The organism is Streptomyces sp. NPDC127197, from assembly GCF_042672405.1.
GTDB lineage: Bacteria > Actinomycetota > Actinomycetes > Streptomycetales > Streptomycetaceae > Streptomyces > Streptomyces flavusporus.
In genome coordinates, this window is the sequence record NZ_JBHXVG010000003.1 from 204,288 (window position 1) to 230,596 (window position 26,309).

General features: G+C 71.1%; 24 protein-coding genes. 19 read left to right on the forward strand and 5 right to left on the reverse strand.

Annotation, left to right across the window (positions count from 1 at the left end; genetic code table 11):
• The first annotated feature begins 51 nt into the window (after positions 1-51).
• From ACFVJQ_RS06020 to ACFVJQ_RS06075, 12 genes are all read left to right on the forward strand, one after another.
• Positions 52-1,311, forward strand: a complete 1,260-nt coding sequence (locus ACFVJQ_RS06020) for an MFS transporter (protein WP_385514510.1) — start codon at positions 52-54, stop codon at positions 1,309-1,311.
• A 9-nt stretch (positions 1,312-1,320) separates the two neighbouring features.
• A complete protein-coding gene (gene pafA, locus ACFVJQ_RS06025; protein ID WP_224736496.1) occupies positions 1,321-2,682 on the forward strand; it encodes a Pup--protein ligase in 1,362 nt (453 codons plus the stop codon).
• Positions 2,683-2,811: 129 nt separating this feature from the next.
• Entirely contained in the window at positions 2,812-3,819 is a 1,008-nt protein-coding gene (locus tag ACFVJQ_RS06030) for an FKBP-type peptidyl-prolyl cis-trans isomerase (protein WP_385781294.1), read from the forward strand.
• A 113-nt stretch (positions 3,820-3,932) separates the two neighbouring features.
• Entirely contained in the window at positions 3,933-4,307 is a 375-nt protein-coding gene (locus ACFVJQ_RS06035; RefSeq protein ID WP_129796958.1) for an FKBP-type peptidyl-prolyl cis-trans isomerase, read from the forward strand.
• A 113-nt stretch (positions 4,308-4,420) separates the two neighbouring features.
• Positions 4,421-5,374, forward strand: a complete 954-nt coding sequence (locus ACFVJQ_RS06040; RefSeq protein ID WP_224736494.1) for a YafY family protein — start codon at positions 4,421-4,423, stop codon at positions 5,372-5,374.
• A 19-nt stretch (positions 5,375-5,393) separates the two neighbouring features.
• Complete coding sequence (locus tag ACFVJQ_RS06045) at positions 5,394-6,443, forward strand: helix-turn-helix transcriptional regulator (protein ID WP_385781297.1); 1,050 nt, start codon at positions 5,394-5,396, stop codon at positions 6,441-6,443.
• Positions 6,440-6,733, forward strand: coding sequence for a hypothetical protein (locus ACFVJQ_RS06050; protein ID WP_385514508.1), 294 nt, complete (start codon positions 6,440-6,442; stop codon positions 6,731-6,733). Before ACFVJQ_RS06045 ends, ACFVJQ_RS06050 begins: the two co-directional genes overlap by 4 nt.
• A 20-nt stretch (positions 6,734-6,753) precedes the next feature.
• Positions 6,754-6,948, forward strand: coding sequence for a hypothetical protein (locus tag ACFVJQ_RS06055; protein WP_129796954.1), 195 nt, complete (start codon positions 6,754-6,756; stop codon positions 6,946-6,948).
• A gap of 259 nt (positions 6,949-7,207) precedes the next feature.
• Positions 7,208-7,495 (forward strand): Sec-independent protein translocase subunit TatA, encoded by a 288-nt coding sequence (gene tatA / locus ACFVJQ_RS06060; protein ID WP_224736490.1) that lies wholly within the window; start codon positions 7,208-7,210, stop codon positions 7,493-7,495.
• 47 nt (positions 7,496-7,542) lie between these two features.
• A complete protein-coding gene (tatC, locus tag ACFVJQ_RS06065) occupies positions 7,543-8,496 on the forward strand; it encodes a twin-arginine translocase subunit TatC (RefSeq protein ID WP_385514507.1) in 954 nt (317 codons plus the stop codon).
• A 58-nt stretch (positions 8,497-8,554) separates the two neighbouring features.
• Positions 8,555-9,445, forward strand: coding sequence for a diacylglycerol kinase (locus ACFVJQ_RS06070; RefSeq protein WP_385514506.1), 891 nt, complete (start codon positions 8,555-8,557; stop codon positions 9,443-9,445).
• A 40-nt stretch (positions 9,446-9,485) separates the two neighbouring features.
• The gene (locus ACFVJQ_RS06075) at positions 9,486-12,335 is read left to right on the forward strand and encodes a DEAD/DEAH box helicase (RefSeq protein ID WP_385514505.1); all 2,850 of its coding nucleotides are present in this window, start codon (positions 9,486-9,488) and stop codon (positions 12,333-12,335) included.
• Positions 12,336-12,415: 80 nt separating this feature from the next.
• On the opposite strand, the gene atzF is transcribed toward ACFVJQ_RS06075, so the two are convergent.
• From atzF to ACFVJQ_RS06095, 4 genes are read right to left on the reverse strand one after another with little or no spacing between them, the layout of a single operon-like run.
• The gene (atzF, locus tag ACFVJQ_RS06080; RefSeq protein ID WP_385781302.1) at positions 12,416-14,080 is read right to left on the reverse strand and encodes an allophanate hydrolase; all 1,665 of its coding nucleotides are present in this window, start codon (positions 14,078-14,080) and stop codon (positions 12,416-12,418) included.
• A gap of 17 nt (positions 14,081-14,097) precedes the next feature.
• Positions 14,098-17,610: a 5-oxoprolinase/urea amidolyase family protein gene (locus tag ACFVJQ_RS06085; protein WP_385781305.1), complete on the reverse strand. Its 3,513-nt coding sequence runs from the start codon at positions 17,608-17,610 to the stop codon at positions 14,098-14,100.
• Positions 17,607-18,206, reverse strand: a complete 600-nt coding sequence (locus tag ACFVJQ_RS06090; protein ID WP_385514520.1) for an urea amidolyase associated protein UAAP2 — start codon at positions 18,204-18,206, stop codon at positions 17,607-17,609. Before ACFVJQ_RS06090 ends, ACFVJQ_RS06085 begins: the two co-directional genes overlap by 4 nt.
• A 5-nt stretch (positions 18,207-18,211) precedes the next feature.
• A complete protein-coding gene (locus ACFVJQ_RS06095; RefSeq protein ID WP_385781308.1) occupies positions 18,212-19,036 on the reverse strand; it encodes an urea amidolyase associated protein UAAP1 in 825 nt (274 codons plus the stop codon).
• A 161-nt stretch (positions 19,037-19,197) separates the two neighbouring features.
• Here ACFVJQ_RS06095 and ACFVJQ_RS06100 point away from each other — a divergent pair, with 161 nt between their 5' ends.
• From ACFVJQ_RS06100 to ACFVJQ_RS06125, 6 genes are all read left to right on the forward strand, one after another.
• Positions 19,198-19,833, forward strand: a complete 636-nt coding sequence (locus ACFVJQ_RS06100; protein WP_385781311.1) for a TetR/AcrR family transcriptional regulator — start codon at positions 19,198-19,200, stop codon at positions 19,831-19,833.
• A gap of 303 nt (positions 19,834-20,136) precedes the next feature.
• The gene (locus ACFVJQ_RS06105) at positions 20,137-21,783 is read left to right on the forward strand and encodes a sensor histidine kinase (RefSeq protein WP_385514500.1); all 1,647 of its coding nucleotides are present in this window, start codon (positions 20,137-20,139) and stop codon (positions 21,781-21,783) included.
• Entirely contained in the window at positions 21,780-22,187 is a 408-nt protein-coding gene (locus ACFVJQ_RS06110) for a roadblock/LC7 domain-containing protein (RefSeq protein ID WP_129796948.1), read from the forward strand. Before ACFVJQ_RS06105 ends, ACFVJQ_RS06110 begins: the two co-directional genes overlap by 4 nt.
• Positions 22,184-22,579: a DUF742 domain-containing protein gene (locus ACFVJQ_RS06115; RefSeq protein WP_385781316.1), complete on the forward strand. Its 396-nt coding sequence runs from the start codon at positions 22,184-22,186 to the stop codon at positions 22,577-22,579. Before ACFVJQ_RS06110 ends, ACFVJQ_RS06115 begins: the two co-directional genes overlap by 4 nt.
• Positions 22,560-23,180 carry an ATP/GTP-binding protein gene (locus tag ACFVJQ_RS06120; RefSeq protein WP_385514499.1) on the forward strand — a complete coding sequence of 207 codons (621 nt, stop codon included), beginning with the start codon at positions 22,560-22,562 and terminating at the stop codon, positions 23,178-23,180. The genes ACFVJQ_RS06115 and ACFVJQ_RS06120 overlap by 20 nt, the downstream gene beginning before the upstream one ends.
• Before the next feature lie 48 nt (positions 23,181-23,228).
• Entirely contained in the window at positions 23,229-24,707 is a 1,479-nt protein-coding gene (locus ACFVJQ_RS06125; protein WP_385514498.1) for a cytochrome P450, read from the forward strand.
• Here the strand turns inward: ACFVJQ_RS06125 and ACFVJQ_RS06130 are convergent.
• Positions 24,701-25,648: an RluA family pseudouridine synthase gene (locus ACFVJQ_RS06130; protein ID WP_385514497.1), complete on the reverse strand. Its 948-nt coding sequence runs from the start codon at positions 25,646-25,648 to the stop codon at positions 24,701-24,703. The two genes, ACFVJQ_RS06125 and ACFVJQ_RS06130, sit on opposite strands and share 7 nt — an antisense overlap.
• A 79-nt stretch (positions 25,649-25,727) precedes the next feature.
• Between ACFVJQ_RS06130 and ACFVJQ_RS06135 the strand changes: the two genes are divergently transcribed.
• The gene (locus ACFVJQ_RS06135) at positions 25,728-26,309 is read left to right on the forward strand and encodes a GNAT family N-acetyltransferase (RefSeq protein ID WP_385781321.1); all 582 of its coding nucleotides are present in this window, start codon (positions 25,728-25,730) and stop codon (positions 26,307-26,309) included.

Sequence of the window (26,309 nt, forward strand, 5' to 3'; positions counted from 1 at the left end):
ACGTATGACGGACGAAGTTATACGTAAAACCTGGGTCGGAAGGGCGGGGACATGGCCACGGGATACCTGGAGATCCTCAGGGCGAGGCATGCCGCCCGGCTGCTGGTCGGCACGCTGGTGGGGCGGCTGCCCAATGCCACCGCCGCGATCGCGATCGTGCTGTTCATCCGTGCCGAGGGCGGCTCGTACAGCCTTGCCGGGGCGCTGGCGGCGGTCTACGGCGTCGCCAACGCGGTGGGTCAGCCTCTGCTCGGCCGGCTGGTGGACCTGTACGGGCAGCCGCGCGTCCAGCTGCCCGCGGCGCTCGCGTCCGCCCTCGCGATGGCCGTGTTCGCCTTCAGCGGCACCGAGGTGCTGCCGCTCTCCTACGTCGCCGTTGCGGGCGCCGGGCTGTTCACCCCGCCCCTGGAGGGCGGTCTGCGCGCGCTGTGGTCCTCTGTGCTGCGCAGGGAGGACCAGGTGCACACCGCGTACGCCATGGACGCGGTGGCGCAGGAAGTGATGTTCACGGTCGGCCCGCTGCTGGTGACTCTGTGCACGGCGCTGTGGTCGGCGCAGGCCGCGCTGCTTGTGCTGAACGTCGTCGGGGTGCTCGGTGCACTCTCCGTGGTCGTGTCGCCGCCCTCGCGCGCGTGGCGCTCGGCGCCGCGGGAGGCGCACTGGCTCGGTGCGCTGCGTTCACCGGGGCTGCTGGTGCTGCTGGCTGCGTTCCTTTTCGTCGGCGTGGCGCTCGGTTCCATCACGGTTGCCGCCGTGTCGTATGCGGACGACCATGGCGGGGATGCGGTGTACGGCTGGCTGATGGCGGCCCTGGGGCTCGGTGCGCTGGTCGGCGGTGCCGTGTACGGGGCGCGCCGGTGGGTGGGTGCTCCGGAGCGGCGACTGAGGCTGCTGGTCGGCCTTCTGGCGATGTGTTATCTGCCGCTGATGCTGATGCCGGGTCCGGTCGCCATGACGGCGCTGACGGCGCTCGCCGGTGTGTTCCTCGCGCCTGCCATCGCCTGCGCGTTCGTCATCGTCGACCGGCATGCGCCGAGCGGCACCGTCACGGAGGCGTTTTCCTGGCTTGTGACGACGTTCACGGTGGGTGCGTCGGTGGGAACCGGGCTGGCGGGGCCGGTGGTCGAGTGGGGCGGGGCGCTGTGGGGCTTTGCCGTGCCGGGTGCCGCGGGGGCCGTGTCTTTGCTGGTTCTGCTGGCCACGGGGCGGGTACTCGCAGCTCCTGCCAGGGCGGCGGTCGTTGCGGCCGCGTCGGAAAATGATCCAAATCGTGCTGCCGAACCCCGTTTCAGTTCAGGGGATCGGGCGTAATGTTCAGTCATGGACCGCCGCATTTTCGGGCTGGAGAACGAGTACGGCGTCACGTGCACGTTCAGGGGACAGCGCCGTCTGTCTCCTGACGAGGTGGCGCGGTACCTCTTCCGCCGTGTCGTGTCATGGGGCCGCAGCAGCAATGTCTTTCTGCGGAACGGTGCCCGCCTCTATCTCGACGTGGGCTCGCATCCGGAATACGCGACACCCGAATGTGACAACGTGATCGAACTGGTCACCCACGACAAGGCCGGCGAACGCATTCTCGAAGGACTCCTGGTGGACGCCGAACGACGCCTGCACGAGGAGGGAATCGCGGGCGACGTCTACCTGTTCAAGAACAACACGGACTCGGCCGGCAACTCCTACGGATGCCATGAGAACTATCTGGTGGCCCGGCACGGGGAGTTCTCGCGGCTCGCGGACATCCTGATTCCGTTCCTGGTCACGAGGCAGTTGCTGTGCGGCGCGGGCAAGGTGCTGCAGACTCCGCGGGGTGCCGTGTACTGCGTCAGTCAGCGTGCCGAGCACATCTGGGAGGGCGTCTCGTCGGCGACGACCCGTTCCCGGCCCATCATCAACACGCGTGACGAGCCGCACGCGGACGCGGAGCGCTACCGGCGGCTGCATGTCATCGTCGGTGACTCGAACATGTCCGAGACGACCATGCTGCTCAAGGTCGGCGCCACCGACCTGGTGCTGCGCATGATCGAGGCGGGCACGGTGATGCGCGACCTGACTCTGGAGAACCCGATCCGGGCGATCCGCGAGGTCAGTCATGACATCACCGGACGGCGCAAGGTGCGTCTGGCCAGCGGTCGGGAGGCCTCTGCGCTGGAGGTGCAGCGCGAGTACTACGAGAAGGCCGTGGACTTCTGCGAGCGGCGCGGCATCCGTACCGGCACCGTGGAGCGGGTGCTGGAGCTGTGGGGCCGTACGCTGGACGCGATCGAGGCCGAGGATCTGGACCGGATCGACACCGAGATCGACTGGGTCATGAAGTACAAGCTTCTGGAGCGGTACCGGGCCAAGCACAACATGACCATGTCGCACCCGCGGGTCGCGCAGATAGACCTCGCCTACCACGACATCCACCGGCGTCGTGGTCTGTACTACCTGCTGGAGAAGAAGGGCCAAGCGGCGCGGATCTGCAACGACTTGAAGATCTTCGAGGGTAAGTCGGTTCCGCCGCAGACCACTCGGGCCCGGCTGCGCGGCGACTTCATCCGGCGGGCGCAGGAGCAGCGCCGGGACTTCACCGTCGACTGGGTCCATCTCAAGCTCAACGACCAGGCTCAGCGCACGGTGTTGTGCAAGGATCCGTTCCGCTCGGTGGACGACCGGGTGGAGAAGCTCATCGCCGGTATGTGAGCCATTGGGTTTCGGCCTGATCGCCGGAACGCAACACGGGCGCCGTACGTTTTCCGTACGGCGCCCTTCTCACGCCGTAGAGTTGCGCGCACGCCATCAACAAGATCGACCGATTACGAGGCCCCCACCGTGCGCCGACGCTCACTTCTCATCGCGGTCCCCGCTGGACTGGTCACGCTCGCCGGATGCGGCGACGACGACGGCGGGGCCGACTCGGCCGAGGCCACCGACACCGCGTCGCCGTCGGCTCCCGCGACGTCCGCTGCGCCGCCGCCGAAGATCGTGGACGGTCCGCTGCCGGCCATCACCGCGGGGACGAAGTTCGACGAGAAGCCGACGGTGGCCAAGGGCAGCGGTGAGCCGTCCAAGAACCTTGCGGTGAAGACGGTCATCGCGGGCGGTGGCCAGACCGTCGCGGAGAACGACTACATCCAGGCCAACTACCTCGGCCAGATCTGGAACACCGCAAAGGTGTTCGACAACTCCTACGACCGCAAGACGCCGCTGGTCATCCAGCTCGCGCCGGGCGGCATCATCGACGGCTGGCGCTATGGGCTGACCGGCAAGAAGGCCGGCAGCCGTGTCCAGATGTCCGTGCCGCCCACCTGGGGCTACGGCGAGCAGGGCAACTCGCAGGCGGGCATCAAGGGCACCGACACGCTGGTCTTCGTCGTCGACATCCAGGCCACGTTCAACGCGAAGAGCTCCGCCAAGGGCACCCAGGTCGCGCAGGACAACGTGGACGTGCCGAAGGTCGGTACGAACACGGACGGCAAGGCGCCCTCCATCGAGATCCCCAAGGCCGACCCGCCGACGAAGCTCGTGGCGAACTACGTTCTCGAGGGCGACGGTGCGGAGGTCGGCGCCGAGGACAGTGTGCTCGTGCAGTACCGGGGCGTGTTCTGGGACGGCGGCAAGGAGTTCGACTCGACGTACGGCCGGAAGGCGCTGACCTCGTTCTCGCTCCAGCAGGTCGTCAAGGGCTGGGCGCAGGGCCTGACCGGCAAGAAGGTCGGCAGCCGCGTCCTCATCGTCATCCCGCCGGACCTGGGGTACGGGGACAACCCGCCGAGCGGCAGCGGCATCAAGAAGGACTCCACGCTGGTCTTCTCGGTGGACATCCTGGCCAAGATGTGAGCCGGGTCGGGGCCGCCGTGACCGGTCTTGACCGGCGGCCGACGAGGCGTGTTCGCCGGTGGGATGCAAGACTGTCCGAGTTGCCTTGTCGTACACCAGCAGGAGCGAGAGACGTGAGCATCGAGAAGCCCGAGATCGACTTCCCGGGCGGCGAGCCCCCGGCGGACCTCGAGATCAAGGACATCTGGGAGGGCGACGGGCCTCAGGCCAAGGCGGGCGACACCGTCTCCGTCCACTACGTGGGCGTGGCCTTCTCCACCGGCGAGGAGTTCGACGCGTCCTGGAACCGTGGCACGCCGCTGCAGTTCCAGCTCGGCGTCGGCCAGGTCATCGCCGGCTGGGACCAGGGCGTGCAGGGCATGAAGGTCGGTGGCCGCCGCCAGCTGACCATCCCGGCGCACCTCGCGTACGGTGACCGCGGTGCCGGTGGCGGCCGTATCGCCCCCGGTGAGACCCTGATCTTCGTCTGCGACCTGGTCGCCGTCTGATCGGACGTGATCAGCTGGGGTCCATGCCTGTTCGGGCATGGACCCTCGGCTTTTGCCGTGACACTCCGGAGCGGTACGGTCATCCGGCAGAAGCACCATAGGGAAGGGTGTCGATGGCCATTGCCAAGGCCGAGCGGCTGATGAACCTGGCGCTGTGTCTGCTCGGGACGCGGCGGCCGCTCAGCAAGCGCGAGCTTCGGGAGTCCATCGAGGCCTATCTCGAAGCGGGCAGCGACGACTCCTTCAACCGGATGTTCGAGCGGGACAAGGACGATCTGCGCGAGCTCGGGCTGGTCATCGAGACGGTGGAGAACCTCGACGGCGAGGTCGGCTACCTGGCCCGTCGGGACAGCAACCGGCTGCCGCCCATCACCCTCGACGCCGAGGAGGCCGCGGCCCTCGGGCTCGCCGCCAAGGTCTGGCAGCAGGCCAGGCTCGCGGGGGCGGCGAGCGGCGCACTGCAGAAGCTGCGTGCCGCCGGACTTCCCGAGGACGTCGACCCGTACGAGGCCCATGGCGCGCTGGAGCCGCGGATCCCCGTGCACGAGGCGGCGTTCGAGCCGCTGATGCTGGCCTGCCGCGACCGCCGCCCGGTCGCCTTCGAGTACCGCAAGGCCACCGCCGCCCGCCCCGAGGCCCGGCATGTCGAGCCGTGGGCGCTGGAGTGCTGGCGCGGGCACTGGTACCTGGCGGGCTGGGACCGGGATCGCGGTGCGGAGCGGGTCTTCCGGCTGTCCCGGATCACCGGCAAGGTGCGCACCCGCAGTGGCCGGTTCACCGCCGAGGTGCCCGATGTCGTCACCGTCCGGGAGACCGTCGCGAGCTGGGCGGGGGAGACCGCCGACCGCAGCGCGCTGATCCGGCTGCGCTCGGGTGCGGGGTACCCGCTGCGGGCGAGGGCCACCTCCGTGCGGGAACTCGGCGACGGCTGGGACGAGTTGGAAATTCCGTATGGCCATGGGCTGGATGCCTGGCTGGTGGAGTTCGGGCCGGACGTGGTGGTCGTGGAGCCCGCCGAGCTGCGGGCCGATGTCGTGGACCGGCTGCGTGCCGTGGCCAAGGGCTGAGGGGAAGCGGAAGAAGACAGTGGCCGGCAAACCGATCAGGCCCGCGAACGCCATCGACCAGACCCGGCGGATGCTCTCCCTGGTGACGTATCTGAAGGAGCGCCCCGGCGCCCGGATCGAGGACGTCGCCCGCGCCTTCGGCATCACCGAGGAGGAACTGGTCTCCGACCTCGACGTACTGCCCATGTGCGGCACCAGCTTCCGCGGCGGTGACCTGCTCGACATCGACACCGACGGCGAGCGGATCTGGTGGCACAACCCCGCCGCCCTCGGGGCGGAGGCGGCCGAGCCGCTGCGGCTGGCGGCCGACGAGGCGACCGCGCTGCTGGTGGCCGCCCGTGCCGTCTCCACCCTGCCCGGCCTGCGTGAGAGCGACCGGCAGGCGCTGCTGCGCGCCACCGCCAAGGTGGAGGCGGCGGCCGGTGAGGCGGCCGGTGCCAGCTCCCGGCTGTCGGTGACCTTCGAGTCGGAGGGCGGTGTGTTCGCGGACGTCGACCGGGCGATCTCGGAGCGCCGCCGGCTGTGGATCCGCTACTACTCGCCGGCCCGCGACGAGGTCACCGAGCGCGAGGTCGACCCGATCCGCCTGGTCAGCGTCGGCCACACCTATGTGGAGGGCTGGTGCTACCGCTCCGAGGCGCGCCGCACCTTCCGGCTCGACCGCGTCGCCGAGATCAGGGTCCTCGACGAGCCGTCCGCGCCGCCCGAGATCGAGCTGCGGGACCTGTCCGAAGGGTTGGTGCAGCCCGCGGCCGAGGACCCGGAGGTCGTGGTCGAGGTCGGCCCGGGCGGCCGCTGGGTCGCCGAGTACTACCCCCACGACAGTGCGGATGAGCTTGCGGACGGCGGGCTGCGTATCACCCTGCGCACCCCCGACCCGGCGTCGCTGCGCCGCCTCGCGCTGCGCCTCGGGCGCGACGGGCGCATCGTCGCCCCGCGGGAGCTGGCCGACAGCGCCCGGCAGGCGGCCCGCGAGGCCCTGGCGGCGTACGACGGGCTCGAGGCGCGGGCCACGGATCCGGGGCAGGCAGTACAACGGGCACACGACGGGCAGGAGCAGGGACTTTGAGCGAGTCGGCGGCGTCTGGGGTGCGGGGTATGTCGGTGGCGTCCGCGTTCGCGGGGATGAGAAGCGTGACTCCCGTGGTGTTCAGAGCCGGCTGCCCGGACTGCCGGGGCCGCTTCGAGCTCACCGCGAGCGCCCTGCGCCTGGCCATCGGCGCCACGAGCCGCACCACCTTCTACTCCTTCACCTGCCCCGAGTGCGGCGCGTCCGTGCGCAAGCCGGCCGGCGAGCGCATCGTCGAACTGCTCACCGGGGGCGGCGTCAGCACCCTGCGGCTGCACTCCACGGGGTAGCACCCTCTAGGCTCGGCGTCATGTTCTGGCCGATGTTCGCGGTGGGTGTGGGTTTCCTGGGTATTGCCGTTCTCGGCGTGCTCGCTGTCCGGGTGTTCGTGGAGGCGGAACGCCTCGGCAGGCAGGTGTCGGACTCCGCGCGCCGTATCAACCGGGCCGCGGAGGACCTGGAGCGCGCCGCCGTCAGCACGGCCCGGTCGGTGGACGCGCTGTGAGGCGGGTTGTGCGGCCCTGTGAGTCCTGTGCCTGATGCGCTTTGGGCGGCTTCGCCCTGTCAACTTCCCCCACCCGGCAGGTACCCTGCTGGTCACGGTTCGGAAAACGAGGCCCGGGCCGTGGACCGGGAGTACGCACAGGGATTGCCTCACGTTCACCCCTGAGCGTTACGATCGCTGCCAGCACGATCGTTCGGACAGTTGTCCGACCGGTCGGACAGCTCCCCACCCATCCGCCTCGGTGAGAAGGTAAAGACTTATGTTCGGAAGGCTCGGAGCCCCCGAGATCATTCTCATCCTCGTCGTCATCATCCTGCTGTTCGGCGCGAAGAAGCTTCCGGACATGGCCCGCTCGCTCGGCAAGTCCGCGCGCATCCTGAAGAGCGAGGCGAAGGCGATGAAGGACGACGGCAAGTCCTCCGCCCCGGCCGACCCGCCTCACACCGACGAGCAGCAGCCTCCGGCGCAGCGCATCATCCAGGCCGCACCCGGTGACGTGTCCAGCTCCCGCCCGGTCACCGAGCCGACGGACACGACCAAGCGCTGACGCAGGGCCGGTGACCTCCGGCCCGCCGCACGAGATGGGAACGTGGGTTGCTGAAGTCTGCCCGCAAGCAGGAGAAGGATCCCGAGGGGCGGATGCCCCTCGCGGAGCACCTTCGTGAGCTCCGCAACCGGCTCGCGAAGGCCTTGCTGGCGATCGTCCTCGTCACGGTCGTCGCTGCCTTCTTCTACAACGACATCATCAACTTCTTCACCGAGCCGATCCTCGACTCGGTCGGTTGCTCGCAGTCGTTCGAGGAGCTGGCGCGGGCATCCGCCGAGAATCAGGATCCGTGTGCGCAGATCACGATCAACGGTCTGCTCGCGCCGTTCACGCTGGCGCTGAAGGTGTCCCTGATGGCCGGCGTCGTACTCGCCTCGCCGGTCTGGCTGTACCAGCTGTGGGCCTTCGTCGCACCCGGTCTGCACAAGCACGAGAAGAAGTACGCCTACGCGTTCGTCGGCACCGGCTTCCCGCTCTTCCTCGGCGGCGCCTTCTTCGCGTACAAGGTGCTGCCCACCACTGCGAACGTGCTGATCGAGTTCACCCCGTTCGGCGTCGACAACCTGCTGCCGCTCGACGACCTGCTCGATCTCGTCACGCGCATGGTCATCGTCTTCGGCCTCTCCTTCGAGCTGCCGCTGCTGCTGGTCATGCTCAACTTCACCGGCGCGATCACCGGCAAGCGCATGCTCGGCTGGTGGCGCGCGATGATCATGGGCATCACGGTGTTCGCGGCGATCGCCACGCCCAGCACCGACCCGCTGACCATGATGGCGCTCGCCGGACCCATCTGGATCCTGTACTTCGGCGCCGTGTTCGTCTCTCTCGTCAACGACCGGCGCAGGCGCCGCCGCGAGGCCATGGGTCCCGCCGACGACGAGGCCTCCGATCTGGACCTCACGCCCGAGGACATCGGCGAGGTCGAGACCGTCAGCGCGAGCCGCGCCCTGCCCGAGCAGGCGAGCAAGGACCGGGTCAACGGATACGACGACGTCACCTGAAGCAACGGTTATGACGACGTGACCTGAAGATCGGCGAGCACCTCGTAGGGTCACTGGCGTGACCAGCGAGATCACCCTCTTCGTCAACCCCACCGCGGGCCGCGGCCGGGGCGCCCGCGCGGCGCAGCCGGCCGCTTCCGCTTTCCAGGCGGCCGGATTCTCGGTGCGTACGGTCATCGGGCAGAACGCCGTCGACGCCCTCGCACGCGCGCGTGCCGCCGTCGCGGACGGCACCGGTGCCCTCGTCGCCGTCGGCGGCGACGGCATGGCGAACCTGGCCCTGCAGGCCGTCGCCGGCACCCGCACCCCGCTCGGCCTGGTCGCCGTCGGCACCGGCAACGACTTCGCCCGCACCCTCGGCCTGCCCGTGCGCGACCCGGCCGCCGCGGCCCGGGTGATCGCCGAGGGACTCAAGGGCGCCCGCGTGCGGGACATCGACCTCGGCCGGGCCGGCCACCACTGGTTCGGCACGGTCCTCGCCTCCGGTTTCGACTCCCGCGTCAACGACCGCGGCAACCGGATGCGGTGGCCCGTCGGCCGTTTCAAGTACGACCTCGCGATCCTCGCCGAACTGGCCGCCTTCCGGCCGTTGCCGTACCGGATCACCCTCGACGACGGAGCGGTCCGCGAGATCGAGGCGACCCTCGTGGCGGTCGGCAACGGATCGTCGTACGGCGGCGGCCTGCGGATCTGTCCCGGCGCCGACGTCACCGACGGGCTGTTCGACGTCACGATCGTCGGGGACTGCAGCCGTACGACCCTGCTGCGGGTGTTCCCGTCGGTGTACCGGGGCGGGCACGTCGGCCACCCCAAGGTCACCGTGCACCGGGCGGCGCGGGTCGAGCTCGCCGCCGAGGGGATCACGGGGTACGCGGACGGCGAGCCGCTCGGACCGCTGCCGCTGACCGTGGAGTGCACCCCCGGGGCCGTCCGGATCGTGGGCCCCTGAGCTGCGGGTATCGCCGGAGTCACAGGGGCGGATCCGGATAATGATCGTCCCGTTGTCAGTGGCGCCCGGTACGCTCGAAAGCACGATGACAGAGGACCTCTCACCGGCCGAGCGGTACGCGGCGGCGCGTCAGCGTGCCGCCGCGCAGGCCACCGCGCTCGCGTCCTTCCGCGAGATGTACGACTTCGGCCTCGACCCCTTCCAGATCGAGGCCTGCCAGGCACTCGAGGCGGGGAAGGGCGTGCTCGTGGCCGCGCCCACCGGCTCGGGCAAGACGATCGTCGGCGAGTTCGCCGTCCACCTCGCCCTGATGCAGGGCCGGAAGTGCTTCTACACGACACCCATCAAGGCGCTGTCGAACCAGAAGTACTCCGACCTGTGCCGCCGCTACGGGGACGGCATGGTCGGCCTCCTCACCGGCGACAACAGCATCAACCCCGACGCCCCGGTGGTCGTGATGACCACCGAGGTGCTGCGGAACATGCTGTACGCGGGCTCGCAGACCCTCCTCGGTCTCGGCTATGTGGTCATGGACGAGGTGCACTACCTCTCCGACCGGTTCCGGGGCGCCGTATGGGAAGAAGTGATCATTCACCTTCCCGAGTCGGTGACGTTGGTGTCCCTGTCCGCGACCGTGTCGAACGCCGAGGAGTTCGGCGACTGGCTCGACACCGTCCGCGGCGACACCGAGGTGATCGTCGCCGAACACCGTCCCGTGCCGCTGTTCCAGCATGTGCTCGCCGGGCGGCGGATGTACGACCTGTTCGAGGAGGGCGAGGGCCAGAAGAAGGCCGTCAACCCCGACCTGACGCGGATGGCCCGCATGGAGGCGAGCCGGCCGTCGTTCCAGGACCGCAGACGAGGCCGCGCGATGCGCGACGCCGACCGTGAGCGGGAGCGGCGGCAGCGGTCGCGGGTGTGGACACCGAGCCGGCCCGAGGTGATCGAGCGGCTGGACGCCGAGGGGCTGCTGCCCGCGATCACGTTCATCTTCAGCCGGGCCGCCTGCGAGGCCGCCGTCCAGCAGTGCCTGTACGCGGGACTGCGGCTGAACGACGAAGAGGCGCGTGGACGGGTGCGGGCGCTGGTGGAGGAACGCACGGCCTCCATCCCCACCGAGGACCTGCACGTGCTCGGGTACTACGAGTGGCTCGAGGGCCTGGAGCGCGGTATAGCCGCCCACCACGCGGGCATGCTGCCGACCTTCAAGGAGGTCGTCGAGGAACTGTTCGTCCGGGGCCTGGTGAAGGCGGTCTTCGCGACCGAGACCCTCGCGCTCGGCATCAACATGCCCGCGCGTTCGGTGGTGCTGGAGAAGCTCGTCAAGTGGAACGGCGAGCAGCACGCCGACATCACCCCCGGTGAGTACACGCAGCTGACGGGGCGTGCGGGGCGGCGCGGCATCGACGTCGAGGGCCATGCCGTGGTGCTGTGGCAGCGCGGGATGAGCCCCGAGCACCTGGCGGGACTGGCCGGGACGCGTACATATCCGCTGCGGTCCAGCTTCAAGCCGTCGTACAACATGGCGGTCAACCTCGTCGAGCAGTTCGGGCGGCATCGCTCGCGTGAGCTGCTGGAGACCTCCTTCGCGCAGTTCCAGGCCGACAAGTCGGTCGTCGGGATCTCGCGGCAGGTGCAGCGCAACGAGGAAGGGCTTCAGGGCTACAAGCAGTCCATGACCTGCCACCTCGGTGACTTCGAGGAGTACGCGCGACTGCGGCGGGAACTGAAGGACCGCGAGACCGAGTTGGCCCGGCAGGGCGCGGCGCAGCGGCGGGCCGAGGCCGCCGTCGCCCTGGAGAAGCTGAAGCCCGGTGACGTCATCCATGTGCCGACCGGCAAGTACGCGGGGCTGGCGCTGGTGCTGGATCCGGGGCTGCCGGCCGGGCGGTCCAACGGGCATCGCGGCCTGGAGTACCACGACGGGCCCCGCCCGCTCGTGCTGACCGCCGAGCGGCAGGTCAAGCGGCTCGCGTCGATCGACTTCCCGGTGCCGGTGGAGGCGCTCGAGCGGATGCGGATCCCGAAGTCGTTCAACCCGCGTTCCCCGCAGTCCCGTCGGGACCTCGCGTCCGCGCTGCGCACCAAGGCCGGGCACATCCCGCCGGAGCGGCACCGCAAGAAGCGGTCCCAGGCCGTGGACGACCGGGAGATCGCCCGGCTGCGGACGGCGATCCGGGCGCACCCCTGCCATGGGTGCAACGACCGCGAGGACCATGCACGTTGGGCCGAGCGGTACCACCGGCTGCTGCGGGACACCTCGCAGCTGGAGCGGCGGATCGAGGGACGTACGAACACGATCGCGCGGACCTTCGACCGGATCGTGGCGCTGCTGACCGAGCTGGACTATCTGCGCCACGACGAGGTGACCGAGCACGGCAAGCGGCTGGCCCGGCTCTACGGCGAACTGGATCTGCTGGCGAGCGAGTGCCTGCGGGCCGGCGTCTGGGAAGGGCTCGCGCCCGCCGAACTGGCCGCCTGCGTCTCGGCGTTGGTGTACGAGGCGCGCGTCGGTGACGACGCGATGGCACCCAAGCTGCCGTCGGGCCAGGCCAAGGCCGCGCTGGGTGAGATGGTGCGGATCTGGGGGCGGCTGGATGCGCTCGAGGAGGAGTTCCGGATCAACCAGACCGAGGGGGTCGGGCAGCGTGAGCCGGACCTCGGGTTCGCCTGGGCCGCGTACATGTGGGCGTCCGGGAAGAGCCTGGACGAGGTACTGCGGGAGGCGGAGATGCCGGCGGGGGACTTCGTGCGGTGGTGCAAGCAGGTGATTGATGTGCTGGGGCAGATTCAGGTGGCGGCGCCTGAGGGGTCTTCGGTGCGGAAGAGTGCGCGTAAGGCCGTTGACGGGTTGCTGCGGGGGGTTGTGGCCTACTCGTCGGTGGGGTGAGGGTTGCTTGGCGGGTGCGGGTGGTTTGTGGCTGGTCGCGCCCACGCGGCGGAGCCGCATATCGATACAGCCCCGCGCCCCTAAGGGCGTTGTCCTGCTCGGCGATTCAGGTATGAGCGCCAACTGCCGTATGACGTGATGTCCGCAGCGTCCGTGAGCGCATCTGGCTCGCACAGGAAGCCGGGGGCTCGGGTGCCGTCTGCCAGTTCGACGCTGCCCAGGGTCATCGGGCGGGGGAGTGCGGTCAGCAAGCGGCCGAGGCCCTCCGCCGGGAGACGCCACACCTCCGTCTCGATGGCCGCGCCGCCCTCGCCGACGTGGACCAGGCCCGGCTTGGGTGGGGTCGTCGACAGGGCGTGGAGGCGGTACGCCGGGGCCGTGGTCGTCGTGTGGTCAAGGCGGGCGCCAAGAGACAACAGCTGAGGGTTCAACGGCTGGCCCGTCAGGTGCGCTCCCACCACCGCCAGCCGGGTCTCCGGCTGGAGCAGCGCCGCGATTCTCGCCAGCCGTTCGTCCGTGAACGCCCGGCCGATCAGCATCACGCCGAAGGGCAGGCCGTTCACCTCGCCCGCCGGGGCGGCCACCGCGGCCAGGTCGAAGAGGTTGGTGGAGTTGGTGAAGCGGCCCAGACGGGCGTTGGCGGCCAGGGGGTTCGCGGCCACCTCGGCGAGGGTGGGGTGGCCCGGTGTGGTGGGCAGGAGCAGGGCGTCCGCGTCGGCCAGTTCGGCCAGGGCTCGGGCGTGGAGGGTCGCCAGGCGGGCCTGGTCGGCGAAGAGTCGGTGGGCCGGGATGTCGCGGGCCCGGGTGATGATGCCGGTGACGGTGGGGTCCAGGCCCTCGCCGCCTTCTGACATCAACTTGTCGATAAAGGGTCCCACCGCGGTGTACCGCTCGGCCACGAACGCGCCCTGGTAGAGCATGGCAGCGGCCTCGGTGAAAGGCGTGAGGTCGATCGGGCGGAGCTGCGCTCCCGCCGTGGCGAGCTGCTCGACCGCCGCCTCGTAGCTCTGCGCCCAGCCTTCGTCCAGGTCGCCCAGGTCGGAGGGGATCGCCACCCGCCAGGGGCCGGGGGTGCGCTGGGGGAGGGGCGGGAGCTCGCGGGCCGGTGGGGACGTCATGAAGGTCAGCGCCTGCTCGGCCTCCGGGAGGGTGCGGGCGAAGACCGTGACGCAGTCCAGGGAGGCGCAGGCCGGGACGACGCCGGTCGTCGGGACCAGGCCGCGGGTCGGTTTCAGGCCGACGATGCCGTTGAAGGCGGCCGGGACCCGGCCGGAGCCCGCCGTGTCGGTGCCGAGGGCCAGGTCGACGAGGCCGAGGGCCACCGCGACGGCCGAGCCGGAGCTGGAGCCGCCGCTGATCCTGGCCGGGTCGTGGGCGCCTCGTACCGCGCCGTAGGGGGAGCGCGTGCCGACCAGGCCCGTCGCGAACTGGTCCAGGTTCGTGGTGCCGAGGACGAGCGCGCCGGCCGCGCGCAGCCGGGCGACGACCGGCGCGTCCTGCACGGGGTGGTAGGCGTACGCCGGGCAGCCCGCCGTGGTGGGCAGGCCGGCGACGTCGATGTTGCCCTTGACGGCGAGGAGGCGTCCGGCGAGGGGGAGCCGTTCGCCGGCGGAGATGCGTGCGTCCAGGGCCTTCGCCTCCGCCTCGGCCTCCGCCTGCGGGCGCAGGTCGATCCAGATCTCGGGGCGGTCGACGGCCTCGATGCGTGCGTAGGCGGAACGGACGCGGGCCACGGTGGTGGACATCTTGCTCCTCGGGGTGTTCAGCTCGTGGCCGGAGCCAGGACGACCAGTGCCGTGCCCGCCTCCACCTGGTCGCCGGGGCGGGCCAGGATCTCCGCCACCACGCCGTCCATCGGGGCCGGCACACGGGACTCCATCTTCATGGTCTCCAGGGCGAGCAGCGGCTGGCCGGCCGTCACCGCGTCGCCCGGCCGCACGTGCAACTGCCAGACCGAGGCGGCGAATTCGGCCTCGATCAGGCGCCCGCCCGGCGGCACGATCACTTCGGCCGGTGGAGCAGCCGGGGCGGACGCGGCCTGAGCGCGGGTGAACTCGCCCGCCGCCTCCCACGCCTCCCGCTCCGCCGCGAAGGCGGCCTGCTGCCGGGACCGGAACGCGGCGATGGACTCGGCGTTCTCGGTCAGGAAGGCCTGGTACCCGGCGAGTGAGAACATGCCCTCCTCGATGCGGGGCACAAAGCGGCCGGACGTGATGTCCGCGCGCAGCTCGAGGAGTTCGTCCGCGTCCACCGGATACCACCTGATGCGGTCGAAGAAGCGCAGCAGCCACGGTGAACCCGGCTCGAACGCGCCGCGCTGCTGCCAGGGCGACCACACCTGGGTCGTACGGCCCACGAACTGGTAGCCGCCGGGGCCCTCCATGCCGTAGATGCAGAGGTAGGCGCCGCCGATGCCGACCGAGTTCTCGGCGGTCCAGGTGCGGGCCGGGTTGTACTTCGTCGTCACCAGGCGGTGGCGTGGGTCCAGGGGCGTCGCCACGGGGGCGCCCAGGTACACGTCGCCGAGACCCAGCACCAGGTACTCCGCGTCGAACACCGTGCGGTACACGTCGGCCACCGACTCCAGGCCGTTGACGCGGCGGATGAACTCGATGTTCCACGGGCACCAGGGCGCGTCGTCGCGGACGCCGGCCATGTAGCGGGCGATCGCCTCGCGGGTGGCCGGGTCGTCCCAGGACAGGGGGAGGTGGACGGTGCGGGAGGGGACGACGAGTTCGTCAGTGGGTGGGAGGGCCGCCACCAGCTGCCGTACGGCGGCGAGGAGTTCGGGCTGCGGCAGGCGGCTCGGGTCGGCCTGGATCTGGAGGGAGCGGATGCCCGGGGTGAGGTCCGTGACCCCGGCCGGGTCCGCCTCGGCCACCGCGTCCATCAGCGCGTGGACACGCATCCGCAGGGCCAGGTCCAGCTGCATGGGGCCGAACTCGACCAGCAGGTTGTCGTCGCCGCTGCGGCGGTACGTCACGTCGCCGTCCCGGCCCAGAATGCCGCCGTCCACGATCTCGGGGCGGGGCGATCCGCCGACGGTCACGGGCGTGAAGCGGACCGTGTCGCCCGGGCGCAGCTGGCCCAGTTTCCAGCGCTCGGTGCTGTGGACCGTCGCCGGGCACACGAACCCGCCGAGGGACGGGCCGTCCGGGCCGAGCAGCACCGGCATGTCGCCGGTGTAGTCGACGGCGCCGACGGAGTACGGGGTGTCGTGGATGTTGGAGGGATGCAGGCCCGCCTCGCCGCCGTCGGTGCGCGCCCAGCGCGGCTTGGGGCCGACGAGGCGTACGCCGGTACGGGCCGAGTTGAAGTGGACCTTCCAGTCGGCGGCGTAGAAGTCGTGGATGTCGTCCTCGGTGAAGAACTCCGGTGCGGCATGCGGGCCCTCCACTGCACCGATGTGCCACTCGGCACCGAACGCCGGGCGGTCCGGGGGCGGTACGGGTGTGCCCTCGGCCGTCCTTCCGCCGTGCAGTACGTCTCCGGTGCGCAGTGCCCGGCCGCCGTGCCCGCCGAACCGGCCCAGGGTGAAGGTGCTCGCGCTGTCCAGGAACGGCGGGACGTCCAGGCCGCCCGCGACGAGGACGTATGTCCGCAGGCCGTGCTCGACCGGCGCCCCGGTCTCCAGTACGGCCCCGGCGGGCACCGTCACCGGCTCCCACTGCGGGATCGGGGCGCCGTCGACGGTGACCGGGGCCGGGGCGCCGGTGACGCAGACGGTCGTGGGATGCGTGAAGCGCAGGGACGGGCCCTGGAGGGTGCATTCGAGGCCGGGGGCGCCCTCCGGGTTGCCCAGCGCCCGGTTGCCGAGCCGGAAGGAGCGGTCGTCCATCGGGCCGCTCGGCGGCACGCCGACCTGCCAGTAGCCGGTACGGCCCGGCCAGTCCTGGACGGTGGTGAGGGTACCGCCGGAGACGATCTCGATGCGGGGGGTCGGATCGGTGACGGACGCGAGGGTCGCCGTGGAGTGCGCCGCGCGTCGGAAGTCGGGGTCGGTGAGAGCCGCGCGGACCAGGCCGAGGTTGGTCTCGATACCGTCCACCCGGGTGCCGGCCAGCGCCTCGTCGAGGCGCCGCAGGGCATGCGCGCGGTCCGGGCCGTACGCGATCACCTTCGCCAGCATCGGGTCGTACGCCGTCGTCACCTCGGTGCCCGTCTCCACCCAGCCGTCCACGCGCACGCCCCGCGGGAACGCGACCCGCGTCAGCAGTCCCGCGCTCGGCCGGTGGTCCCGGGAGGGGTCCTCGGCGTACAGGCGGGCCTCGACGGCGTGACCGCGCAGGGGGCCCGGGTCGCGGACGACATCGCGCTCGCCGCGTGCCAGGCGCAGCATCCAGGCGACCAGGTCGACGCCGTAGATCTCCTCGGTGACCGGGTGCTCCACCTGGAGGCGGGTGTTGACCTCCAGGAAGTACGCCTCTTCGCGGTCCGCGTCGTACACGAACTCGACCGTGCCGGCGGAGCGGTAGCCGACGGAGACGCACAAGTCACGGGCAGAGGCGGCGAGTTGCGCACGTACGTGGTCCGGAAGGCCGGGCGCCGGGGCCTCCTCGACCACCTTCTGGTTGCGGCGCTGGAGGGAGCAGTCGCGGTCGCCGAAGGTGACGACCCGGCCCTCGCCGTCGCCGAAGACCTGCACCTCGACATGGCGGGCGCGTTCGACGAGCCGTTCCAGGAACACGCCGGCCGAGGAGAAGGAGGCGGCGGCGACGCGCTGCACCCGCTCCCAGGCCTCGGTCAGTTCGTCGGCTGATCGACAGGCCGACATACCGATACCGCCGCCTCCGCCGGTGGCCTTGAGCATGACGGGATATCCGATGCGCGATGCCTCGTACAGCGCTTCGTCGAGCGAGGCCAGCAGTCCCGTCCCCGGCGTCAGCGGCACGCCCGCCGCCTCGGCCGCCGCCCGCGCCGTGTGCTTGGCGCCGAACAGCTCCAGCTGCCGCGGCGTCGGGCCGACGAACACGGTCCCGGCGTCCTCACAGCGGCGCGCGAAGGCCGCGTCCTCGGACAGGAAGCCGTAGCCGGGGTGGATCGCGCCCGCGCCGGTGTCCTTGGCCGCCTTCAGCACCAGGTCGGCGTCCAGGTACGACTCCTTCGCGGGCGCCGGGCCCAGGCGCACCGCCTCGTCGGCGAGCCGGACGTGCGGGGCGCGGCGGTCGGGGTCGGAGTACACCGCGACCGTGCGCAGGCCGAGTTCGCGGGCGGTGCGGATGACGCGGACGGCGATCTCGCCCCGGTTGGCGACCAGGAGGGTGTCGAAGGTCATGCCGGGGCCCCGATCGTCATCTCCACCGGGGTCGGGTCGAAGCCGTTGCAGGGGTTGTTGATCTGGGGGCAGTTGGAGACGAGGACCAGCACGTCCCGCTCGGCGCGCAGGGTGAGCGAAAGGCCCGGCGCCGACAGGCCGTCGACGATGCCGAGCGTGCCGTCCTTCTCCACCGGCACGTTCATGTACCAGTTGATGTTCGACACGAGGTCGCGCTTGCCGAGGCCGTGCCGGGCGCCCTCGGCGAGGAAGTTGTCCACGCAGGCGTGCTGCGCCCAGGTGTGGTGGCCGTACCGGAGGGTGTTCGACTCCTTGGAGCAGGCGCCGCCGACCGTGTCGTGCCGACCGACGTCGTCGGCGACGACGGTCATCAGGGGTGTGTGCTCGTTGGACAGGAGCACGCTGCCCGTGGTGAGGAAGATCGAGCCCTGTGCGTGGATCGTGTCGGGCGCGCTGTAGCGCACGGACGTGTCGTGGGCGTCGTAGACGAGGAAGTCGACGGCCTGGTTGCCGTGCAGGTCGGTGACGGTGAGCGTCTCCCCGGCACGGACCACGGAGGACCAGGCGGCGCGGGCCGGAACGATCTCGGTCTGCACGCTCTTCACACGAGCCCCCTGGCGGCGAGGAATTCGGCGGTGTTCAGGAAGGCGCGGCGGCCCTCCGGGGTGGCGTCCCACAGGGCGTCGCCGGGCCCGGTCGGCCCGGCGCGCCAGGCGAGCACCTCCAGCGGGGTGCTGACGTACTCCGGGCGGGGATCCGCCGGGTGCGGGACGTTGGCGATCAGAACGGTGACGTCCTGCTCGGCGCGGAGCGTGACGCTGCCGCCGGGGCCGGCCGAGCCCGTGAAGTCGAGGGTGCCGTCGTCGCGGACCTCCACGCCCTGGAAGAACGACAGGGACGGCGGCAGATCGCGGGGCCCGAGGCCGTTCTTGGCGGCGGCCAGCTTGAACAGCTCACGGCCGGCGGGGGAGGACGACTGCGGAGCGCCGTCGCCGTACCTCTCGGTGTTGCGTACGAGCGTGGAGGTGCCGCACAGCGCGTCGTGCCGGCCGGAGGTGTCGGCGATCACCGAGGCGAGGACGCGGCCCTGGTCGGACAGCAGCAGCCGGCCCTCGCCGAGGTAGGCGTTCCACTGGACCTTGACCGTGTCGGCGACGTTCAGCCGCTCCCAGGGGCGGTCGGCGACGAACAGCAGGACGTGCGCGCAGGCGTCGCCGCGCAGGTCGGTCAGGCGCAGCTCGGTGCCGCGGGCCAGCACCCGGTGCGTGTAGTTGCCGCCCGCCACCGTCTCGGCCCACACCAGATGGCCCGCCGCGCAGGGCGGCGTGGGCCAGTCCGCGGCCGGGACGACGGGCATGGCCTCGGTGCGGGTGCCTTCCTGGGCGCGCGCGTGGGCGCGGGCCCCGTATGTGGTCGCTGTCGCCATCGCGGTCCTCCGGCTCGTCTGTCGACGGATCGTTCCCGTGTTTCTGTCGCTCGACAGAAATTAGGTACGGGGCGGGTCGCCGGGATTGCCCGGGCGTTGCCGCTCGGTTACCGAGCCCTCACGGAGATCGCCGTACGGCGGCGTGTGCGAGGATCGAACGCATGGGGACGACGGGTGCACAGCCGGGCCGCCGGGTCGGCCGGCCGCGGGCCGCGCAGCGGCCGGACAGTGGGCTGGCGCCGCGCGAGGAACTCCTGTCCGCCGCCGCGGAGTTGTTCACCACCCAGGGCTACGCCGCCACCTCCACCCGGGCCGTCGCCGAGCGCGCGGGCATGCGGCAGGCGTCCATGTACCACTACGTCTCCGGCAAGGAGGAGCTGCTCGCCGAGCTGCTGGAGTCCACGGTCACGCCCTCCCTGGCGTACGCCCGGGAACTGCTCGCGGACGACACGGTGGCCGCCGAGCGGCGGCTGTGGGAGCTGTGCCGCGCCGACGTCGAGCTGCTGTGCGCCGGACCGCACAACCTCGGCGTGCTCTACCTGCTGCCCGAGGTGCGCACCGAGCGGTTCGCCGGCTTCCATGCCGTGCGCGCCGAACTCAAGGACGCCTACCGGCAGTTGCTCGCCGCGACCGGTGTCGGCGCGGGGCTCGCCAAGGGTGAGCTGGAGCTGCGGACGGACCTGGTGTTCGGGCTGATCGAAGGCGTCATCCTCGTTCACCGATCCGATCCGGAGCGGCCGGTGTCGGCGTTCGCCGAGGCCGCGGCCGACGCCGCGCTGCGCATCGTCGGGGTCTGACCGGCCGTTCGTTCACCCGTGACGGTGGGGTGTTTTCGTATGCCTGTACGTCGTCACGCAGTGTGTGCGAACGCGATCCGAGCGTGTAAACGGTCGAGAGTACTCCCGTCCTGCGCCCCGTTTCAGGTGCTTGCTGAATATGACACGGCGATGATCCGGTCGGACTAAGCTCGCCCGCAGCGCACCGAGTTGCGGTGTATTCGTGCGCTTGTTCCCAAACATCCTGATGATCCTGACATCTCTCATGACATACCCCCCTGCAAGCTCGCCCCACACCCAGCCGATTCGTTTCAGAGGGCCCACATGGTGAGTGTTCAATCCCCACCCGTACGCCGTGAACTTCCCTATGCGCGCGTGCTGTTGCTGCCGGCCATACTGATGGCCGCGGCGACCGGGGCGTCCGTCGCCCTGGTGGCGCAGTCCGCCCGGATCGCGGTCGGCTGGTGCGGCGGCATCGCCACGCTCCTGGTGATCGCGACCGCGGCCGAGGCGGTGCGCCGCAGCCGCGCGCTGCGGGACCTGCGTGCCGAACACGCCCGGCACACGGCGTATCTGGAGCGGCGCATCGCCGCCCACGACGAGCACATCGCCCGGCTCGCCGACGAGCATCTGCCGGCCGCGCTGCGACGGCTGCGCTCCGGCAACTCGCCCCACGAGGTGCTGCGCCAGCTCGGCCAGGAGAACCCCGACTTCCGGGCCCTCTCCGAGGCCGAAATCCAGATGATCACGACGGTCCTGCGGATCGTGGACCACGAGGAAGCCCTGCGCGACTCCGCCCAGCGCGCCTTCGTCACCGTCGCCCGACGCGTCCAGGCCATCGTCCACCAGCAGGCCAAGGAACTGAGGGAGATGGAGGAGGACCACGGCCGCAACCCCGAGGTCTTCGACGACCTGCTGCGCATCGACCACGGCAACGCGCTGATCGGCCGCCTCGCCGACTCCGTCTCGGTCCTCGGCGGCGGCCGCCCCGGACGCCAGTGGCCCCGGCCCGTCGCCCTCTACAGCGTGCTGCGCGGCGCCATGTCCCGGATCCTGGAGTACCGCCGGATCAACCTGGCCTCGATCGCCAAGGTCAACATCAAGGGCATCGCCGTCGAGCCGGTCATCCACGCCGCCGCCGAACTCCTGGACAACGCCACCCGCTACTCGCCGCCCAACACCAAGGTCCACGTCACCGCCACCGAGGTGCAGACCGGTGTCTGCATCGAGATCGAGGACGCCGGCGTCAGCCTCAGCGAGGAGGCCCGCAAGCGGGCCGAGGGCATGCTGGAGCGCGCCAAGGCCGGCGGCGACCTGCAGGAGCTCGGCGACAGCGACACCCCGCGGCTGGGCCTCGCCGTCGTCGGCCGGCTCTGCTCGGCGCACAACATGCAGGTCTCCCTGCGTGCCTCCGCGTACGGCGGGGTCCGCGCCATCCTCGTCGTACCCAGCGAGATGATGACCGACGAGCCCGGAGTCGGCCTCGCCCACGGCATCGGCGCCACCGCGTTGCCCCAGACCACGCCCGGCACGCTGGAAGGCCCCAAGCGCACGCCCAAGAAGCGCCGCCCCACCAGCCCGCGCATCCCCGCCACGGTCTCCATGGAGGACGAGGTCCCCGAGGTCACCGAGTGGACCGCCCAGGGCCTGCCGCAGCGGCGCAGCCGGATGAAGATCCCGCTGGACCAGCGGCTCGCCGAGCAGGCGGCCCTCGAGAAGGCCGCACGCGAGGGCGACGAGGAAGCCCTGCGCTGGATGCAGCCCCGGCCCGAACCGGCGCCTGATCCGGAGCGGAAGAAGCACAAGGAGCGCGAACCCGGGCTGGCCTTCGAGGCCTTCTGGGAGGGCCTGAAGAAGGACCTGCCCCCGGGTGTCCACCCCACCGCGTTCACCCGCGACCCTGCCGCATTCACTCATCTGATCAAGGACCCGGCCCGTACCGAGGCCGATGACGAGGGGGAGCCCAAGTGATCCAGCAGCGAGGGAACTTCGACTGGATGCTCAAGGAGCTGGACGACGGCGTCCCGGGCATCGAGATGATCGTGGTGCTCTCCGCCGACGGTCTGCGCATCGCCCGGCACGGCGGCGACCCGGACGCCGCCGACCGGGTCGCCGCGGCCTGTGCCGGGCTGCAGAGCCTGACGAGCGCCGTCGCCCAGGAGATCCCGGGCAGCGAGGGCGAGATGAAGCTGGTCGTCGTCGAGATCGACGGCGGCTACTTCTACCTGATGGCCGCCGGCGCCAACGCCTACCTCGCGGTGCTCGCCGACGTGCGGTGCGAACCCGGCTACATGAGCGCGCACATGCGCGACCTCGTCGTGCGGATCGGCGCCCATCTGACCAGTCCGCCCCGACGCAGCGGGCGCACCGTATGACTCCTCCCCAACGCCAGAGGCGTCATCCCCTGCCGGATCCGGCGCCGCAGCCCGCCAAGCAGGGTGACGGCCAGAACCCCGAGCGGCTGTACACCATCACCGGCGAGGACGGGTCCCGGGTGCCGCTCGACCTGGTCACGTTAATCGTGGCGAACGCCGATCCCCCGCCTTCCGCCACGCCCGAGCAGGCGGCGCTGCTCCGGCTCTGTTCGGCCCCCCTGTCCGTGGCCGAGCTGTCGGCCTACCTCAGTCTGCCGTTCAGCGTGGTGACCGTCCTGCTCACCGAGCTGCTGACGGCCGAACTGGTGCGGGCCCGCGCCCCGATCGTCCGCCAGGCGCTCCCCGACCGTTCCATCCTCGAAGCGGTGATGCATGGACTTCAAAAGCTCTGACACCATCCCGGGCCCACGCGCCGAGGATCATCTGCCGCACACGGCCCAGGCCGCGGTGAAGATCGTGATCGTGGGCGGCTTCGGTGTCGGCAAGACGACCATGGTCGGCTCGGTCAGCGAGATCCGTCCGCTGACCACCGAGGAGACCATGACGCAGGCCGGCATCGGAGTCGACGACAACTACGGCTCCGAGTCCAAGACCGCCACCACCGTGGCGATGGACTTCGGCCGCATCAGCATCACGGACCAACTCGTGCTCTACCTCTTCGGCACGCCCGGCCAGGAACGCTTCTGGTTCCTGTGGAACGGCCTGTTCGAAGGCGCCCTCGGCGCCGTCGTCCTGGTCGACACCCGGCGCCTGGAGGTCAGCTTCGACGTCATGGGGCGGCTGGAGGAGCGCGGGGTGCCGTTCGTGGTGGCCGTCAACTCCTTCCCGGACGCCCCCCGTTACCCCGTCGAGGACCTGCGCACCGCACTCGACCTGCCCGAGGCCATCCCCATCATCGAGTGCGACGTACGCCGCCGGGCCTCCAGCCGGGACGTCCTGATGACCCTGATGCGGTTCCTGCACTCCCTCGCCCTGATGGGCAAGCTCGCCTGATCCCCGATCGATCCCCCGATCCAGCACCGTTCCCGAAAGCGACCCGCTGTGACGCCTGACACCCCTTCCCGTACCGGTACGGACGACGACCTCACGTTCGGTGGCCCGCCGCCCGGCTGCCCCGCCCACGGCCGCGGCCCCGGCGGACTGCACCGGCTGCACCAGGCGGAGGACCTGGGCGACCTCTACGAGCAACTCCGCGAGGAGCACGGCCAGGTGGCGCCCGTGCTGCTGCACGACGACGTCCCCGTGTGGGTGGTCCTCGGACACGCCGAGAACCTGCAGATGGTGCGTACGCCCTCGCTGTTCACCCGGGACAGCCGAATCTGGACCCCGCTCCTGGAGGGCATGGTCAAGCCCGATCATCCGCTCATGCCGCACATCGCCTGGCAGCCCATCTGCTCCCACGCCGAGGGCGAGGAGCATCTGCGGCTGCGCGGAGCCGTCACCGGCGCCATGTCGACCATCGACCACCGCAGCATCCGCCGGCACATCAACCGCTACACCCAGCGGCTCGTCAACGAGTTCTGCGAGCAGGGCCACGCCGACCTCGTCAGCCAGTTCGCCGAGCATCTGCCGATGGCGGTGATGTGCGAGATCCTCGGCATGCCCGACGAGTACAACGAGCGGCTGGTGCATTGCGCCCGTGACGCGCTCAAGGGCACCGAGACCGCGCTCGCCAGCCACGCCTACGTCATGGACGCCCTCGGTCGGCTCACCGCACGCCGCCGCGCCCACCCCCAGGAGGACTTCACCAGCCACCTCATCACCCACCCGGCCCGGCTCACCGACGACGAGGTCAGGGAACACCTGCGCCTCGTCCTCTTCGCCGCCTACGAGGCCACGGTCAACCTCCTGTCCAACGCGCTGCGCATGGTGCTCACCGACCCACGCTTCCGCGCCCAGCTCAACGGCGGCCAGATGACGGTGCCCGAGGCGGTCGAGCAGTCCCTGTGGGACGAGCCGCCGTTCAGCACCGTCCTCGGCTACTTCGCCAAGCAGGAGACCGAGCTTGGCGGTCACCGCATCCGCAAGGGCGACGGACTGCTCTTCGCGCCGGCCCCGGGCAACATCGACCCCAAGGTGCGGCCCGACCTCGCGGCCAACATGCAGGGCAACCGCTCCCACCTCGCCTTCGGCGGCGGCCCGCACGAGTGCCCCGGTCAGGACATCGGCCGGGCCATCGCCGACGTCGGCGTCGACGCGCTGCTGATGCGACTGCCGGACGTCGAACTCGACTGCGACGAGGACGAACTGGAGTGGCAGGAGTCGATCGCCTCACGCCATCTGGTGGAGCTCCCGGTGCACTTCGTGCCGAAGCCGCCGCAGGACATCATGGAACCGCCGAGCCCGCGGCAGGTGCCGCAGCAGCGCAGCAGCTGGCAGATCGGCACGATCGAGCCCGAGCCGGCACCCGCCGTCGTCCCCGAACCCCGGCCGGCCGAGCCCGTCGCACCGACGCCGGAGCCGGCCCCCCGCAGGCCGGGCGCCTGGCAGCGGTTCCTGCGCTGGTGGCGGGGCTACTGACCCGCCCACTGCGGGAAACAGGACCAGGCCGTCAGCGTCCGCTCACTGCGGAACAGATGCGCCACCCCCGTGACCGGATCGGTGAACTCCAGCTCCCGCGCCAGCAGTTGCAGCGGGCGCCGGAAGTCACCGGCCGGCACGGGGCCGGTCACCACCGGATAGAGCGGATCGCCGAGGATCGGCACGCCCAGCGCGTTCATGTGCACCCGCAGCTGATGGGTCTGCCCGGTACCGGGCACCAGCCGGTAGCGGCCCAGGCCCGTACGGTGCTCGATCAGCTCGATGCGGCTCACCGCGTTCGGCTCGCCCTCGACCTCGCGGGCGGTCAGCGAGCCGCGCTCCTTCACGATCCGGCTGCGCACCGTACAGGGCAGGTCGAGCGCGGGATCGTACGGGGCGACCGCCTCGTACTCCTTGCGCACCAGCCGGTCCCGGAACAGCGTCTGGTACGCGCCGCGCTCCTCGGGCCGCACCGTGAACAGCACCAGCCCCGCGGTGAGCCGGTCCAGCCGGTGCGCGGCGCTCAGCGCCGGGATGCCCAGCTCCCGCCGCAGCCGGGCCAGCGCGGTCTCGGCGACATGGCTGCCGCGCGGGGTCGTGGCCAGGAAGTGCGGCTTGTCGACGACGACGATGTGCTCGTCGCGGTGCACGACCTCCAGTGGGAACGGCACCCGCACCTCGTCCGGCAGCTCCCGGTGGAACCACACGAACATCCCCGGCACATACGCCGCCTCCGGCGCCACCGCCGTCCCGTCCGCCCCGACGATCAGCCCGGCCGCGAACATCCCGTCGACGACCCCGGCCCCCGCCCCCGACAGCCGCTCCACCAGATGCTCACGGACGGTGGCCCACGGCCCCTCGGCAGGCAGCCGCACCCGCACCGGATCCACCCCGGCACGCTGCGGCAGCGGGGAGGGCGGAATCCGGCTCTTGCGTCTCATCGCGTGCAAGCGTACGAGCCACCGCACGACACCGGAAAACCGCTGGGCCGCTTCGCCGCCGCCCGGCAGGATGCGGGTCATGCCCTTCCTGACCAGCCCGGTGCTGCCCGCCGGCATCCTCGCCCGTACCCCGCAGCCGACCCTCCCCACCGGCGACGGCCTCCTCCTGCGCCCCTGGAGCGCCGAGGACACCCCCGCGGTTCACCAGGCCTTCCAGGACCCGGTCCTGCACACCTGGCATCTGCGCTCGGCCGGATCCGAGGCCGAGGTGCGCGGCTGGATCGACGAGTGGCGCCGGGCCTGGAACGAGGAGAGGAACGCGCAGTGGGCCGTCGCCGACGCGGCCACCGGCCGGCTCATGGGACGCGTGGCCCTGCGCGACATCGTGCTCGAGGACGGCGCGGCGGAGGTCGCGTACTGGACGGTGCCTCAGGCCCGCGGCCAGGGCGTCGCCGCCCGCGCCACCACCACCCTCGCCCGCTGGGCCCTCGACGAGATCGGCTTCCACCGCCTCGAACTCACCCACGCCGTCGCCAACACGGCGTCCTGCCGCGTCGCCGCGAAGACGGGCTTCGCCCTCGAGGGCACCAAGCGCAGCGCCGGTCTCCACACCGACGGCTGGCACGACATGCACCTGCACGCGCGCGTGCGGGGCGACTGA

Bases quoted from the DNA above. Each gene is read 5' to 3' on its own strand.
- ACFVJQ_RS06135 (WP_385781321.1), top strand. From the start codon at position 25,728: ATGCCCTTCCTGACCAGCCCGGTGCTGCCCGCCGGCATCCTCGCCCGT.
- atzF (WP_385781302.1), bottom strand. From the start codon at position 14,080: ATGTCCACCACCGTGGCCCGCGTCCGTTCCGCCTACGCACGCATCGAG.
- pafA (WP_224736496.1), top strand. From the start codon at position 1,321: ATGGACCGCCGCATTTTCGGGCTGGAGAACGAGTACGGCGTCACGTGC.
- ACFVJQ_RS06020 (WP_385514510.1), top strand. From the start codon at position 52: ATGGCCACGGGATACCTGGAGATCCTCAGGGCGAGGCATGCCGCCCGG.
- tatA (WP_224736490.1), top strand. From the start codon at position 7,208: ATGTTCGGAAGGCTCGGAGCCCCCGAGATCATTCTCATCCTCGTCGTC.
- ACFVJQ_RS06100 (WP_385781311.1), top strand. From the start codon at position 19,198: ATGGGGACGACGGGTGCACAGCCGGGCCGCCGGGTCGGCCGGCCGCGG.
- ACFVJQ_RS06075 (WP_385514505.1), top strand. From the start codon at position 9,486: ATGATCGTCCCGTTGTCAGTGGCGCCCGGTACGCTCGAAAGCACGATG.
- ACFVJQ_RS06085 (WP_385781305.1), bottom strand. From the start codon at position 17,610: ATGACCTTCGACACCCTCCTGGTCGCCAACCGGGGCGAGATCGCCGTC.
- ACFVJQ_RS06130 (WP_385514497.1), bottom strand. From the start codon at position 25,648: ATGAGACGCAAGAGCCGGATTCCGCCCTCCCCGCTGCCGCAGCGTGCC.
- ACFVJQ_RS06055 (WP_129796954.1), top strand. From the start codon at position 6,754: ATGTTCTGGCCGATGTTCGCGGTGGGTGTGGGTTTCCTGGGTATTGCC.
- ACFVJQ_RS06115 (WP_385781316.1), top strand. From the start codon at position 22,184: ATGACTCCTCCCCAACGCCAGAGGCGTCATCCCCTGCCGGATCCGGCG.
- ACFVJQ_RS06040 (WP_224736494.1), top strand. From the start codon at position 4,421: ATGGCCATTGCCAAGGCCGAGCGGCTGATGAACCTGGCGCTGTGTCTG.
- ACFVJQ_RS06120 (WP_385514499.1), top strand. From the start codon at position 22,560: ATGGACTTCAAAAGCTCTGACACCATCCCGGGCCCACGCGCCGAGGAT.
- ACFVJQ_RS06095 (WP_385781308.1), bottom strand. From the start codon at position 19,036: ATGGCGACAGCGACCACATACGGGGCCCGCGCCCACGCGCGCGCCCAG.
- ACFVJQ_RS06105 (WP_385514500.1), top strand. From the start codon at position 20,137: ATGGTGAGTGTTCAATCCCCACCCGTACGCCGTGAACTTCCCTATGCG.